This window comes from Micromonospora yasonensis, assembly GCF_026013475.1.
Taxonomy (GTDB): Bacteria; Actinomycetota; Actinomycetes; order Mycobacteriales; family Micromonosporaceae; genus Micromonospora; species Micromonospora yasonensis.
Window position 1 is genome coordinate 1 of the sequence record NZ_JAPDPH010000195.1, and the last position, 13,118, is coordinate 13,118.

Here is a 13,118-nt window from a genome sequence, read left to right on the forward strand (position 1 = left end):
GCTCGTGGCCGCGATGACCCTGCTCGCGCTGGTCGGCGCACTCTGGCCGCGGCGCGGACGGCCGCGGCTGAGCGTGCTCGCCCTCGGCTACGCCGCCCTCGGCGTCGGAATCATGGTCTTCTCCGTCGCCACCTCGATGTTCGACTACCGCTACGGCCTGCCGGCGCTGGCCTTCCTGCCGATCGCCGCGGCGGCCGGCTGGCAGCGGCTCCGGTCGGCGCCGGTCGAACCGCCCGCACCGGTCGTCGACGACGAGCCGGAGCATCTCGCGTCCACCTTGACCGCAAGCAACGGGGAACGCTTTACCGCAAGCGACGGGGAACGATGACGAACGAACCGGAGATCGAGGTCACGGTGCTGCTGCCGTGCCTCAACGAGGCGGAGACGCTCGACGTCTGCGTCCGCAAGGCGCTGCGCTCGCTGGCGGAGTGCGGGGTGGTCGGGGAGGTGCTGGTCTCCGACAACGGGTCCACCGACGGGTCGCAGGAGATCGCCGAGCGGGCCGGGGCCCGGGTGGTGCACGCCCCGATCCGCGGTTACGGCGGCGCGCTGCTGGGCGGCATCGAGCAGGCCCGCGGCCGGTACGTCATCATGGCCGACGCCGACGACTCGTACGCGCTGTCGGACCTGGGCCCGTTCGTCGCGTCGCTGCGGGCCGGGCACGACGTGGTGATGGGCAACCGCTTCCGCGGTGGGATCGCCACGGGCGCCATGCCCCCGCTGCACCGGTGGCTCGGGAACCCGGTGCTCAGCTGGCTGGGCCGCCGGCTGTTCGGGCTGAGCCGGGTCGGCGACTTCCACTGCGGCATGCGCGGCTTCAACGCCGACCGGATCCGCGCGCTCGGTCTCTGCATGCCCGGCATGGAGTTCGCCTCCGAACTGGTGGTACGCGCCGCACTGGCCGGCTACGACATCGTCGAGGTGCCCACCACCCTGTCCCCGGACGGCCGGTCCCGCCCGCCGCACCTGCGTACCTGGCGGGACGGCTGGCGTCACCTGCGCTTCCTGCTGGTGTTCGCGCCGCGCAAGACGCTGGTCTGGCCGGGCTTCGTGGTCGCGCTGCTCGGCCTGGTCGGGGTGGGCACGCTCACCCCCGGGCCGGTCGACCTCGGCGCGGTCGAGTTCGACGTCAACAGCCTCGTGTACGCCTGCCTGATGGTGCTGGTCGGAGCGCAGCTCGCGATCTTCGGCGGCCTCGCCGAGATCTACGGACGGCAGGAGCGGCTGGTCCCGCGACGCAGCACCGACCGGTGGATCCGGTTCCTGCGGCTGGAGACCGGCGTGACGATCGGCCTGCTGCTGCTCGCCGCCGGTGCCGCGGGCACGGTGGGGGCGGTCTGGCACTGGGGGCTGGTCGACTTCGACGACCTCGACCCGCACGCCACGCTGCGGGTGGTGCTCCCGTCGGCGACGGCGGTGGCGCTGGGCGTGGTGGTGTTCTTCTCCGGCCTCGTCGGCAGCCTGCTCACGCTCCGCCCGGCCCAGCCGGTGCCCGCCCTGGTCCGGCAGCCCGGCCCGGATCGCGAGCCGGAGCTGCTGCCCGCCCGCTCCTGACCTGCGGCGGCCGTGCTACAAACGACCCTCAGGGTGATCACGCCCCCGTCACCTGACGCGAAGGGCGGAGCATGACCCAGTCCCCCACCGAACCACGATCCCGCTGGTCCCCCTGGCGCCTGCACGGCGACGGCCGGTCGGTACGCCCCGGCGACGTGGTGCACCCGGACGAGCGGCTCTCCTGGCCGCGTACGGTCGGCGTGGGCGTGCAGCACGTGGTGGCGATGTTCGGCGCCACCTTCACCGTGCCGCTGATCACCGGCTTCCCGCCGGCCACCACGCTCTTCTTCTCCGGATTGGGCACGCTGCTCTTCCTGCTGGTCACCGGCAACCGGCTGCCCTCGTACCTGGGGTCGTCGTTCGCGTTCATCGCCCCGGTGCTGGCCGCGAAGACCGGCGGCGGCATCGGCGCCGCGCTGGGCGGCATCGTGGTGGCCGGCGTGGCGCTCGCCGTGGTCGGCGTGGTGGTGCAGCTGGCCGGGTCGCGGTGGATCGACGCGCTGATGCCGCCCGTGGTGACCGGTGCGATCGTCGCGCTGATCGGGCTCAACCTCGCCCCGGTCGCCTGGGACGGCGGCGGTAGCGGCACCGGGGTGAGGGCGCAGCCGCTGATCGCGGTGGTCACCCTGGTCGCGGTCCTGGTCGCCACCGTGGCCTTCCGGGGCTTCCTGGCCCGACTGTCCATCCTGCTCGGCGTGGTGGTCGGCTGGGTGCTGGCCGCGCTCCTCGGCCAGCTCGACCCGAAGGCGGTCACCACGCTGAAGGAAGCCGCCTGGGTGGGACTGCCGCAGTTCCACGCCCCCGGCTTCAGCCTGCGCGCGGTGGTGCTGGTCATCCCGGTGATCCTCGTGCTGATCGCGGAGAACGCCGGGCACGTCAAGGCGGTGGCCGCGATGACCGGCCGCAACCTCGACCGGGACATGGGCCGGGCCTTCCTCGGCGACGGCCTGGCCACCGTGCTCGCCGGTTCCGGCGGCGGCTCCGGCACCACCACCTACGCGGAGAACATCGGCGTGATGGCGGCGACCCGGGTCTACTCGACCGCCGCGTACTGGGTGGCCGGGGCGGCGGCCGTGCTGCTCGGGCTCTGCCCGAAGTTCGGCGCGCTGATCCTCACCGTGCCGGCGGGCGTGCTGGGCGGCGCGACCACCGCGCTGTACGGCCTGATCGCCATCCTGGGCGCCCGGATCTGGATCGAGAACCGGGTCGACTTCCACGACCCGGTCAACCTGATGACCGCCGCGGTCGCGGTGATCATCGGGGCGGCCAACTACACGCTCACCGCCGGCGACCTGTCCTTCAACGGCATCGCCCTGGGCACCGCCGCCGCCCTGGTCATCCACCACGGCATGCGCCTGATCGCGCACCTCCGCGGCACCACCCCGGACTCGCGCCGCGGCCCCGAACCCGAGCTCTGACCCGGCTGATCCGCAACGAGACGCGGCATGTCGTGCCCTCCCTCCACCGGGAAGGCACGACATGCCGGAATCGGGGACCGCTGGGCGTCAGTCGCGTTCGATCAGGTGACCGACCACGGTGGGGCCGAGCATCACGGCGAAGCCGGAGCCGTCGCGGCGCGGGTCCGCCGGTGGCAGCTCCACCGGCTCGCCGTTGGCCGTCGCGCCGACCGGGCGCGGCCCGACCCAGGCCACCGCCAGGTCCACCTCACCCTTGAGGAACCGCTGCGCGCGCACCCCGGCGGTCGCCCGCCCCTTCGCCGGGTACGCCTTGAACGGCGTCACCTTGACCGTGGCGCCGGTCGAGGTGACCACCATCGGCTCCCCGTGCCCCGGGTCGTCGGTGCGGACCGCGCCGAAGAACACCACGGTCGCCCCGGCGGTGAGGCTGATGCCGGCCATGCCGCCGCCCTTGATGCCCTGCGGGCGGACCAGGGACGCCGCGAAGCGCAGCAGCGACGCCTCGGAGGAGACGAAGGCCAGCGTCTCCGCCCCGTCGGTGAGCCAGGTCGCCCCGACCACCTCGTCGCCGTCGCGCAGCGAGATCACCTCGAACTCGTCGGAGCGGACCGGCCACTCGGGCGCGCACACCTTCACCACGCCCTGCCGGGTGCCCAGCGCCAGGCCGGGCGAGCCCTCGGCGGACGGGCCGAGCGGCGCCAGCCCGACCACCGTCTCCCCGGGCGCCAGCGGCACCAGCTCGGCCGCCGACATGCCGCCGCGCAGCGACACCGTGCCGGACTGCTCGGGCAGCACCGGCAGCGGCAGTACGTCGATCTTGAAGGCCCGGCCGGCACTGGTGACCAGGAGCACCCGGCCCCGGGCGGTGGAGTGCGCGACGGCGCGTACCGCGTCGTGCTTGACCCGACCGGAGCGGCGGCGCGCCTCGGCGGCCTCCTCCGACTCGGCCGCGGTCCGGGCGACCAGCCCGGTGGCGGAGAGGATGACCTGGCACGGGTCGTCGGCGACCTCCAGCGGACCGGCCGGCACGGACGCCGCCAGCACCTCCTTGAGGTCACCGTCGACCAGGGTGGTTCGGCGCGGGGCGGCGAACTGCTTGATCACGGCGGCCAGCTCGTCGGAGACCAGCTTCCGCAGCACCTTCTCGTCGTCCAGGATCTTCGACAGCTCGGCGATCTCGCCGCGCAGCTTCTCCTGCTCGGCCTCCAGCTCCAGCCGGTCGTACTTGGTCAGCCGGCGCAGCGGGGTGTCCAGGATGTACGTCGCCTGGATCTCGGAGAGCTTGAACTTCTGCATCAGGCCGTCCTTGGCGGCCTGGGCGTCCTCGCTGGCCCGGATCAGCCGGACCACCTTGTCGATGTCGAGCAGGGCGATCAGCAGGCCGTCGACCAGGTGCAGCCGCTCCTCGCGCTTGCGTTTGCGGTACGCGCTGCGCCGGGTCACCACCTCGTAGCGGTGGGCAAGGAAGACGTCCAGCAGTCCCTTGAGCCCCAGGGTCTGCGGCTGCCCGTCCACCAGGACCAGGTTGTTCACGCCGAAGGACTGCTCCAGCGGGGTCAGCCGGTAGAGGTCGGCCAGCAGCGCCTGCGGGTTGACCCCGACCTTGCACTCGATGACCAGCCGGGTGCCGTTCTCCCGGTCGGTGAGGTCCTTGACGTCGGCGATGCCGGTGAGCCGCTTGGTCTTGTTGACCTCGTTGGTGATGGCCGCGATGACCTTCTCCGCGCCCACCCCGTACGGCAGCTCGGTGACCGTGATGGCCTGCCGGCCCCGGCTGCCCTCCAGCGGGCCGGTCTCCACCCGGGCGCGCATCCGCACCACGCCCCGCCCGGTCTCGTACGCCCGGCGCACCTCGTCCAGGCCGAGCAGCAGCCCACCGGTGGGCAGGTCCGGGCCGGGGACGAACTCCATGAGCTTGTCCAGGGTGGCGTCCGGGTGGTTGATCAGCCAGCGGGCCGCCTGGACGACCTCGCCCAGGTTGTGCGGGATCATGTTGGTGGCCATGCCCACCGCGATCCCGGCCGCGCCGTTGACCAGCAGGTTGGGGAAGGCCGCCGGCAGCACGGTGGGCTGGGTGAGCGAGCCGTCGTAGTTGGGCTCGACGTCGACGGTGTCCTCGCCCAGCTCGCCGACGAGCAGCATCGCCTCGCGGGACATCCGGGCCTCGGTGTACCGCGCGGCGGCCGGGCCGTCGTCCGGGGAGCCGAAGTTGCCATGCCCGTCGATGAGTGGGGCGTTCAGTGAGAAGTCCTGGGCGAGCCGGACCATCGCGTCGTAGATCGCCGCGTCGCCGTGCGGGTGGTACTTACCCATCACGTCGCCGACGATTCGGGCCGACTTCACGTGCCCCCGGTCGGGGCGGTGGCCCTGCTCGTACATCGACCAGAGGATGCGCCGGTGCACCGGCTTCAGACCGTCCCGGGCGTCCGGCAGGGCGCGGGAGTGGATGACCGAGAAGGCGTACTCCAGGTAGGAGTCGGAGACCTCGGTGACCAGCGGGTTGTCGAAGACCCGCGCGCCGGCCTGGTCGAAGGCCGACAGGTCGGCGCGGGCGCGGTCGTCCCTACGGCGTGCCATGGTTCAGCGTTTCCTTCCGAACGGACCGGTGGTCAGGCGTCGATGGCTTCACGGTCGACCCGGTCGGCCGACTCGATGAGCCAGTTGCGGCGGGGTTCGACCTTCTCCCCCATGAGCAGTTCGAGGATCTGCTCGGCGGCCTCGACGTCGTCGAGGGTGATCCGGCGGACCGCCCGGGTGGCCGGGTTCATGGTGGTCTCCCAGAGCTCGTCGGCGTCCATCTCGCCGAGGCCCTTGAACCGCGGGATCGGGGTGACGATCTGCTTGCCGGCCTTCTCCAGCTTGCGGACCGTCGCCTCCATCTCGGCCTGGGTGTAGGTGTAGATGGTCTGCGGGTTGCGCCCCTTGGTGGTGATCTTGTGCAGGGGTGGCATCGCCGCGTAGAGCCGGCCGGCCTCGATCAGCGGTCGCATGTAGCGGGCGAAGAGCGTGATCAGCAGGGTACGGATGTGCGCGCCGTCGACGTCCGCGTCGGCCATGATGAGCACCCGGCCGTAGCGCAGCGCGGAGAGGTCGAAGGTACGGCCGGAGCCGGCGCCGAGCACCTGCACGATCGCCGCGCACTCGGCGTTGTCCAGCACCTGCTGGAGGTTCGCCTTCTGCACGTTGAGGATCTTGCCGCGGATCGGCAGCAGCGCCTGGTATTCCGAGGAGCGGGCCATCCGGCTGGTGCCGAGGGCGCTGTCGCCCTCCACGATGAACAGCTCGCTGCGCTCCACCCCGGTGGCCCGGCAGTCGACCAGCTTGGCCGGCATCGACGCGCCCTCCAGGGCGGTCTTGCGCCGGGCGGCGTCCTTCTGCTGCTTCTGGGTGAGCCGGACCCGGGCCGCGTCGACGATCTTCTGCAGCACCGTACGGGCCTCGGCCTTGGTCTTCCGGTCCTCCAGCCAGGCCTTGAGGTGCTGCTCGACCAGGCCCTGGAGCACCTTGGTGATGCCCGCGGTGGAGAGTTCGTCCTTGGTCTGCGAGGTGAACTGCGGCTCCGGGATCCGCACGTGCACCACCGCGGTCATGCCCTCCAGGACGTCGTCCAGGGTGGGCGCGTCCTCCTTGGGCTTGAGCAGGCCACGGGTGTTGCGGGCGGCCTCGGCGAGGGTACGCGCCAGGGCGCGTTCGAAGCCCTTGCGGTGGGTGCCGCCGTGCGCGTTGCGGATGGTGTTGGTGAAGCACTCGACGGTGCGCTCGTAGCCGGTGCCCCAGCGGAACGCGACCTCGACCTCGGCCCGGCGCTGCACGTTGGACTGCATCACACCGTTGGCGTCGGCCGCGTTCTCCCGGTAGGTCCCCTCGCCGGTGACCAGCAGGGTGCCGGAGACCGGGCGGTCGCCGGCCGGGGCCAGGTATTCCACCATGTCGGTGAGGCCGTTGGGGAAGTGGAAGCTCTCCTCGACGACCTCGTCGCCGGTCTCGTCGCGCATCCGGTACGCCACGCCGGGGACGAGGAAGGCGGTGTTGCGCAGCTTGAGCCGGACCGCCTCGGTGTCGAGCTTCGCCCCGGTCTCGAAGTAGCGCGGGTCGTGCCACCAGCGGATCGAGGTGCCGGTGCGCTGGCCGCGCTTCATCGCGCCGACGATCTGCAGGCCGGGACCGGGGGTGAACGGCGCGTCCGGACCGTCGCCGTCGAAGACCCCCGGCACGCCGTGCCGGAAGGACATCGAGTGGATCTTGCCGCCGCGTCGGACGGTGACGTCGAACCGCCGGGACAGCGCGTTGACCGCGGAGGCGCCCACGCCGTGCAGGCCGCCGGAGGTCTTGTAGCCGGAGCCGCCGAACTTGCCGCCGGCGTGCAGCCGGGTGAGCACCAACTCGACCCCGGAGATGCCGGACTTGGCGTGCACATCGGTGGGGATGCCCCGGCCGTCGTCGTCGACCCGCACGGAGCCGTCGGCGTGCAGGATCACCTCGACTTTGGTGGCGTGACCGGCGACACCCTCGTCGGTGGAGTTGTCGAGGATCTCGTTGACGAGGTGACCCACGCCACGGCTGTCGGTGGAGCCGATGTACATGCCGGGGCGCTTGCGGACGGCATCGAGGCCCTCCAGGTGCGTCAGGTCGTCGGCCCCGTACAGGGTCTCAGGCTGTGCGGTCAACTGGTCGTACTCCCAGGTCTCGGCGGTGTGGTGCCGCTCACCGTGTCGATACCCCCAACTTGATCGTCACGCGCGGCGCGCCGGAGCGAGCCTAGCCCGGCGCTACGACAGAGCCGTGGCACCCGGTGCGGTGCGTTGTCCGATTACGCTCCGACGGGGTCCGTGTCGCCGACGGTCCCGGGTCCGGCGGAGCGAGGAGGCGTCCGTGCACGACAACGATCCGACCGGCCGGTTGTCTTCCCGGTCCCTGGCCGAGGGCGACCCGTCCGGGCCGCTGCATCCCGCCCGGGTCGAGGAGATCGCGGTCAGACGCGGGCCTGCGACGGGGCGCCGAGGCTGAGCAACAGCGGGCGGGCCGCGCCGTCCGCCAGGTCGCCGAGGCGTACGCCGTCGAGCACGGCGAGGAAGGCGGCCTGGGCCCGGCGCAGCTCACCCCGGAGCCGGCAGCCGCCGAGCAGCGGGCAGGCCGGCTGCTCGCAGTTGACCACCTCGCCGTTCCCCTCGAACGCCCGGACCACCTCGCCGACGGTCAGCGCGCCGGCGCGCTCGGCGAAGGCCACCCCACCGGACCGGCCCCGGGTGGTCACCAGCACACCGAGGCGCTGCAACCGCTGCACCACCTTCGCCACGTGGCTGCGCGGCAGCGAGAGCCGGGTGGCGAGCTCGTCCACGGTCGTCCGGGTCTCGGACGCGGCGGTGAGCATGGCGATCCGCAGTGCCATGTCCGTCGAGCGGTTGAGCTTCACATGATCGACCCTAACCAGCGGCGTCACGGCACGGAACAGCCGCCGGGCCGGGCTGCCCGATGTGATCCGGGCGACCTCCATCCCGGGACCTTCGACCCTGAAGAGGGATTTCAGATTCTTGTTCAGTGGTGCTCGACCCGTTCGACACGCGAAGGAGTAGTCGTGCTCTCGGAAACCTCAGCAGCCGTGGTGAGGGCCACCCTGCCCGCCGTGCAGGCCCACGGTGAGGCGATCACCGGCCGGTTCTACCAGCGGATGTTCGACGCCCACCCGGAGCTGCTGGACATCTTCAACCGCGGCAACCAGGCCACCGGCCAGCAGAAGGCCGCGCTCGCCGCCGCCGTGGTCGCGTACGCCGACCACCTGACCGGCGGCGCCGGCGGCGTGCCGTGGGGGCCGATCCTGGACCGGATCGCACACAAGCACGCCTCGCTCGGCATCACCGCCACCCAGTACCCGATCGTCGGCCGGCACCTGCTCGCCGCGGTCGGCGAGGTGCTCGGCGAGGCCGTCACGCCGGAGGTCGTGGCCGCCTGGGACGAGGTCTACTGGCTGCTCGCCTGCGAGCTGATCGCCCGGGAGGCACGCCTCTACGCCGGCGCCGGGGTGCCGGAGGGCGGCGCGGTGTGGCGGGAGTGGCGGGTCGTGGAGAAGGTCCGGGAGACCACCGACGCGGTGTCGTTCACCCTGGTCCCGGCCGACGGCGGCCCGGTGCCCGGCTTCGCCCCGGGCCAGTACGTCTCGGTCGCGGTCGACCTCGACGGCGACCGGGGGCAGCAGATCCGGCAGTACAGCCTCTCCGGCCGCCCCGGCGCCGCCCACTGGCGGATCACCGTCAAGCGGGTACGCGGCCTCGACGGCGCGCCCGACGGCATGGTCTCCGGCTTCCTGCACGACCGGGTGGCCGTCGGCGACACGCTGCGGCTCAGCCCGCCGTTCGGCGAGATCAGCGCGATCGGCGACGACGGGCCGCTGCTGCTGGTCAGCGCCGGTATCGGGCTCACCCCGGCGATGGCGGCGCTGGCGCACCTGGCCAGCACGGCGCCCGAGCGGCCGGTGACGCTGGTGCACGCCGACCGGGCCGGCGCGGCGCACGCCCTGCGGCACGAGCTGCCCGGGTTGCAGGAGCGGCTGCTCAACCTGTCGGTCCGCCTCTGGTACGAGAACGCCGCCGACGCGGAGCTGACCGGGCTGAAGGCCGAGATCGCCGGCGGGCTGGTCGATCCGGCGCTGATCCCGGTCACCCCGGGGGCGTACGTGCACCTGTGCGGTCCGGTGCCGTTCATGGCCCTGGTCCGGGGTGGGCTGCTGCGCCGGGGCGTACCGGACGAGCGGATCGCGTACGAGGTGTTCGGCCCGGGCATGCTGAACTGAGCATCGCCGCCCACGGCGATCGAGGGGCCGGTGTCGGTAGTCCCGACACCGGCCCCTCGACGTCAGGCCCAGTGGGCGATCACCGCGGCGGCCACCAGCAGCGTGCCGGCCAGCTCGATCAACCCGACCCGCAGCGGGCTGAGTCGCCGGCCGGGCAGCAGCGCCGCGCGCAGCAGCAGCAGCGTGAAGACCGCCACCACGGCCGGCCCCCAGCCGGCGGCCACCGCGACCGCCGTCACCGCCAGGTGGTACGCCAGCGAGGCCCGCCGGTGGCCGACGCTGTCCCGCTCCCGGATCATCGTCTTCACGTACAGCACGGTGCCGACCAGGTACGCGCCGACCGCGGCCGCCACGCCCGCCAGGGCGGCCGGCGGGACCTCGGCGACCGTGGCCACCACGAACACCACGAGCACGCTCTGCGCCACCGAGGCGAGGTCGTTGAGCAGGGCCCGCTCCCGGCGGCGTCGCGCGTGGACGGCGTTGACCGCGACCAGGACCGCGAAGAGCGGGGCGTAGCCGAGGACGGCCGGGCGGGCGAGCAGCACCCACAGCCCGAGCAGCGCCGTCGCCCCGCCGTAGGCCAGCAACTGCGGACGGACCCGGGCGGGGCGGCCGGTCTTCACCGCCAGCAGAGCGTGGTAGGAGAAGAGGTAACCGGCGAGCCACGCCCCGAGCAGCGGCAGGTGCAACCAGCGCGGTCCGATCACGCCGACCGCCACGGCGTACGGGAGCAGCAGCATCGCCCAGGCGCCGTGCTGTGGCGGCAGCCAACGGCGCCGCCGGCCCGGGGTCGGGCGGGCGGCGGCCCGCGCGGGGGCGGACCGGGCGGTGGCGGCGCGGCCGGGGAGCCGCGACGGTGCGGGGGCGCTCATCCGCGGGCGACCGTGAGCAGCACCACCGAGTCCTCGTCGGCGTGCAGGGCGTGCCGGGCGTCCGGGATCACCAACAGGTCCCCCGCCGACCCGGGCCAGGACCGGTCCTGGGCGACTAGCCGGACCTGCCCGCGCAACACCTGGAGCGTGGCCGCGCCGGGGCTGGCGTGCTCCTCCAGCGCGTGCCCGGCGACCAGGGCGATCAGGGTCTGCCGCAGCGGGCTGGTGGAACCGCCGTGCACCGTCCGCGCGCTGCGCCCGCTGCCGGTGGCGCGGGCCAGGGCGAGTTGCTCGTCGGCGAGCACGGTGAGCGAGGACGGGGACACGGCCACCTCCCGGAGATCGGATTGACGAGGCGGCCGCAAAGAGGAATCCGAGCCGCCTCTTTGCCCAGTTTCGTCGCTTCTCCCGGGCCCAACCAGGGACTTTGGTCACTAATTCGAATCTCCACAGCCGACAGCCGCCGCTGGGGAAGAAGTCGATGATCTACAGGTTAGGCCGGATGCGCGGGGGTAGGGATCTTTCCATGCGCGTCCTTGGAATCAACGCGATCTTCCACGACCCGGCGGCCGCCCTGGTGGTCGACGGCCGGGTGGTGGCGGCTGCCGAAGAGGAGCGGTTCAGCCGCCGCAAGCACGGCAAGCGCCCGGTGCCCTTCTCCGCCTGGGAGCTGCCCGAGTTGTCCGCCGCGTGGTGCCTGGCCAGCGCGGGGATCGACGTCGACAGGCTCGACGCCGTCGCGTACTCCTTCGACCCGGGGCTGTGCCAGGACGCCACCGAACTGGGGCTCAGCGACCCGTGGGACTGGCTGCGGATCGACTACGCCGTGCGGGCCCCGCAGTTCCTCGCCGCCGCCCTGCCCGGCCTGGACCCGGAGAAGGTGCGGTTCGTGCCGCACCACATGGCGCACGCCGCCTCCGCCGGGCTGGCCGCTCCGCCGGCCGGCGACGACACCGCGGTGCTGGTCCTGGACGGGCGCGGCGAGGTGGCCAGCCACCTGGCCGGCGTCTACCGCGAGGGTCGGCTGTCGCCCCTGCGCTCGCAGCGGCTGCCGCACTCGCTCGGCCTGCTCTACGAGGACCTGACCCGGCACCTGGGCTTCCTGCACTCCAGCGACGAGTACAAGGTGATGGCACTGGCCTCGTACGGCACGCCGAAGCATCTGCGCATGCTCCGCGACCTGGTCCGGGTCACCGACGACGGCGGCTTCCAGGTCGAGCGGATCGACTGGGCCACCATGGCCAAGGCACGAACCGCCGACGGCGAGATGACCGACGAGCACGCCGACCTCGCCGCCAGCGTGCAGACCCGGCTGGAGGAGGTCGTCCTCGCCCTCTCCCGCTGGCTGTACGACGCCTCCGGCGGCGCGTCGACCCTCGCCATGGCCGGCGGGGTGGCGCTGAACTGTGTGGCCAACGCCCGGATCGCGGCCGAGGGTCCGTACCGGGACGTCTGGGTGCAGCCGGCGGCCGGCGACGCGGGCACCGCGCTGGGCGCGGCCCTGCACGTGGCCGGCGAGCTGGGCGACCGGTCCGTTCCGATGACCGGGGCGGACCTGGGCCGCGGCTGGTCGGACGAGGAACTGGAGGCCGAGCTGCGCCGCGCGGCGCTGCCGTACAGCCGGCCGGCGTCGATCGCCGCCGAGGCGGCCCGGGTGCTCGCCGACACCGGCATCGTCGCCTGGTACCAGGGGCGCAGCGAGTACGGCCCGCGGGCGTTGGGCCACCGCTCCCTGCTCGCCCACCCCGGCGACCCGGACACCACCCGCCGGATGAACGACGTCAAGGGCCGGGAGCAGTTCCGGCCGATCGCCCCGATGGTCCGCGCGGAGCGCTTCGCGGAGATCTTCGAGGGGGCCTACCCGAGCCCGTACATGCTCTTCGTGCACCGGGTGAAGCCGGAGTGGCGGGACCGGATCCCGGCCGTCACGCACGTCGACGGCACCGCCCGGGTGCAGACCGTGCACCCGGAGACCGAACCGGTGGTGGCCGCGCTGCTGGCCGAGTTCGAGCGACTCAGCGGCCTGCCGGTGGTGGTGAACACCTCGCTGAACACGGCCGGGCGGCCGATGGTGGACAGCCCGCGCGAGGCGATGGAGCTGTTCGGCTCCGCGCCGGTGGATCTGCTCGCCCTCGGCCCGTTCGCGGTGCACCGGCGGGCGCTCGGCGGTGCCCGGTGATCAGCGTCGTGGTGCCGACGCTCGGCCGGCCCAGCCTCGCCACGCTGTTGGACGCCCTCGCCGGCCAGCTCGATGAGCTGCCCGAGCCGGAGCTGCTGCTGGTCGACGACCGGCGCGAGGACAGCGGGGACGACACCGGCGAGTTGGCGGTGCCGGGGTCGCTGGCGGCGTACACGAAGGTGCTGACCGGTCGGGGCGCGGGCCCGGCGGCGGCCCGCAACCTGGGCTGGCGGGCGGCGCGCGGCGAGTGGGTGGTCTTCCTCGACGACGACGTGGTGCCGGCGCCGGACTGGGCCCGGCGGCTGCGC

The 13,118-nt window shown here is 73.1% G+C and carries 10 protein-coding genes and 1 pseudogene; 6 read left to right on the plus strand and 5 right to left on the minus strand.

Annotated elements, in window-relative coordinates:
- The 3 genes and pseudogenes from ONA70_RS28340 to ONA70_RS28350 all read left to right on the plus strand — a co-directional run.
- A pseudogene (locus ONA70_RS28340) lies at positions 1 to 328 on the plus strand (hypothetical protein); the annotation flags it as partial.
- Positions 325 to 1,554 (plus strand): glycosyltransferase family 2 protein, encoded by a 1,230-nt coding sequence (locus tag ONA70_RS28345; protein WP_265009543.1) that lies wholly within the window; start codon positions 325 to 327, stop codon positions 1,552 to 1,554. The pseudogene ONA70_RS28340 and the gene ONA70_RS28345, both read left to right, overlap by 4 nt.
- Positions 1,555 to 1,625: 71 nt before the next feature.
- Entirely contained in the window at positions 1,626 to 2,972 is a 1,347-nt protein-coding gene (locus ONA70_RS28350) for a uracil-xanthine permease family protein (protein WP_265009544.1), read from the plus strand.
- A gap of 87 nt (positions 2,973 to 3,059) precedes the next feature.
- On the opposite strand, the gene ONA70_RS28355 is transcribed toward ONA70_RS28350, so the two are convergent.
- The 3 genes from ONA70_RS28355 to ONA70_RS28365 form a co-directional block, all read right to left on the minus strand.
- A complete protein-coding gene (locus tag ONA70_RS28355; protein ID WP_265009545.1) occupies positions 3,060 to 5,549 on the minus strand; it encodes a DNA gyrase/topoisomerase IV subunit A in 2,490 nt (829 codons plus the stop codon).
- Positions 5,550 to 5,581: 32 nt separating this feature from the next.
- Complete coding sequence (locus ONA70_RS28360) at positions 5,582 to 7,639, minus strand: DNA gyrase/topoisomerase IV subunit B (RefSeq protein WP_265009546.1); 2,058 nt, start codon at positions 7,637 to 7,639, stop codon at positions 5,582 to 5,584.
- Between the two features lie 305 nt (positions 7,640 to 7,944).
- Complete coding sequence (locus ONA70_RS28365; protein WP_265009547.1) at positions 7,945 to 8,466, minus strand: RrF2 family transcriptional regulator; 522 nt, start codon at positions 8,464 to 8,466, stop codon at positions 7,945 to 7,947.
- A gap of 81 nt (positions 8,467 to 8,547) precedes the next feature.
- On the opposite strand from ONA70_RS28365, the gene ONA70_RS28370 reads away from it, so the two are divergent.
- Positions 8,548 to 9,759 (plus strand): globin domain-containing protein, encoded by a 1,212-nt coding sequence (locus ONA70_RS28370; protein WP_265009548.1) that lies wholly within the window; start codon positions 8,548 to 8,550, stop codon positions 9,757 to 9,759.
- Positions 9,760 to 9,821: 62 nt separating this feature from the next.
- Here ONA70_RS28370 and ONA70_RS28375 read toward each other — a convergent pair whose 3' ends face one another.
- Positions 9,822 to 10,631 (minus strand): YwiC-like family protein, encoded by an 810-nt coding sequence (locus tag ONA70_RS28375; protein ID WP_265009549.1) that lies wholly within the window; start codon positions 10,629 to 10,631, stop codon positions 9,822 to 9,824.
- A complete protein-coding gene (locus ONA70_RS28380) occupies positions 10,628 to 10,957 on the minus strand; it encodes a cupin domain-containing protein (protein WP_265009550.1) in 330 nt (109 codons plus the stop codon). The genes ONA70_RS28375 and ONA70_RS28380 overlap by 4 nt, the downstream gene beginning before the upstream one ends.
- 200 nt (positions 10,958 to 11,157) lie before the next feature.
- On the opposite strand from ONA70_RS28380, the gene ONA70_RS28385 reads away from it, so the two are divergent.
- Both ONA70_RS28385 and ONA70_RS28390 read left to right on the plus strand, forming a co-directional pair.
- The gene (locus tag ONA70_RS28385) at positions 11,158 to 12,810 is read left to right on the plus strand and encodes a carbamoyltransferase family protein (RefSeq protein ID WP_265009551.1); all 1,653 of its coding nucleotides are present in this window, start codon (positions 11,158 to 11,160) and stop codon (positions 12,808 to 12,810) included.
- Positions 12,807 to 13,118, plus strand: a 312-nt coding sequence (locus tag ONA70_RS28390; RefSeq protein WP_265009552.1) for a glycosyltransferase family 2 protein, incomplete at its 3' end; no start/stop codon positions are given. The genes ONA70_RS28385 and ONA70_RS28390, both read left to right, overlap by 4 nt.

Excerpts from the sequence above, each read along its gene's own strand:
- ONA70_RS28345 (WP_265009543.1), top strand. The coding sequence starts at position 325 with ATGACGAACGAACCGGAGATCGAGGTCACGGTGCTGCTGCCGTGCCTC.
- ONA70_RS28350 (WP_265009544.1), top strand. The coding sequence starts at position 1,626 with ATGACCCAGTCCCCCACCGAACCACGATCCCGCTGGTCCCCCTGGCGC.
- ONA70_RS28355 (WP_265009545.1), bottom strand. The coding sequence starts at position 5,549 with ATGGCACGCCGTAGGGACGACCGCGCCCGCGCCGACCTGTCGGCCTTC.
- ONA70_RS28365 (WP_265009547.1), bottom strand. The coding sequence starts at position 8,466 with ATGGAGGTCGCCCGGATCACATCGGGCAGCCCGGCCCGGCGGCTGTTC.
- ONA70_RS28375 (WP_265009549.1), bottom strand. The coding sequence starts at position 10,631 with ATGAGCGCCCCCGCACCGTCGCGGCTCCCCGGCCGCGCCGCCACCGCC.
- ONA70_RS28385 (WP_265009551.1), top strand. The coding sequence starts at position 11,158 with ATGCGCGTCCTTGGAATCAACGCGATCTTCCACGACCCGGCGGCCGCC.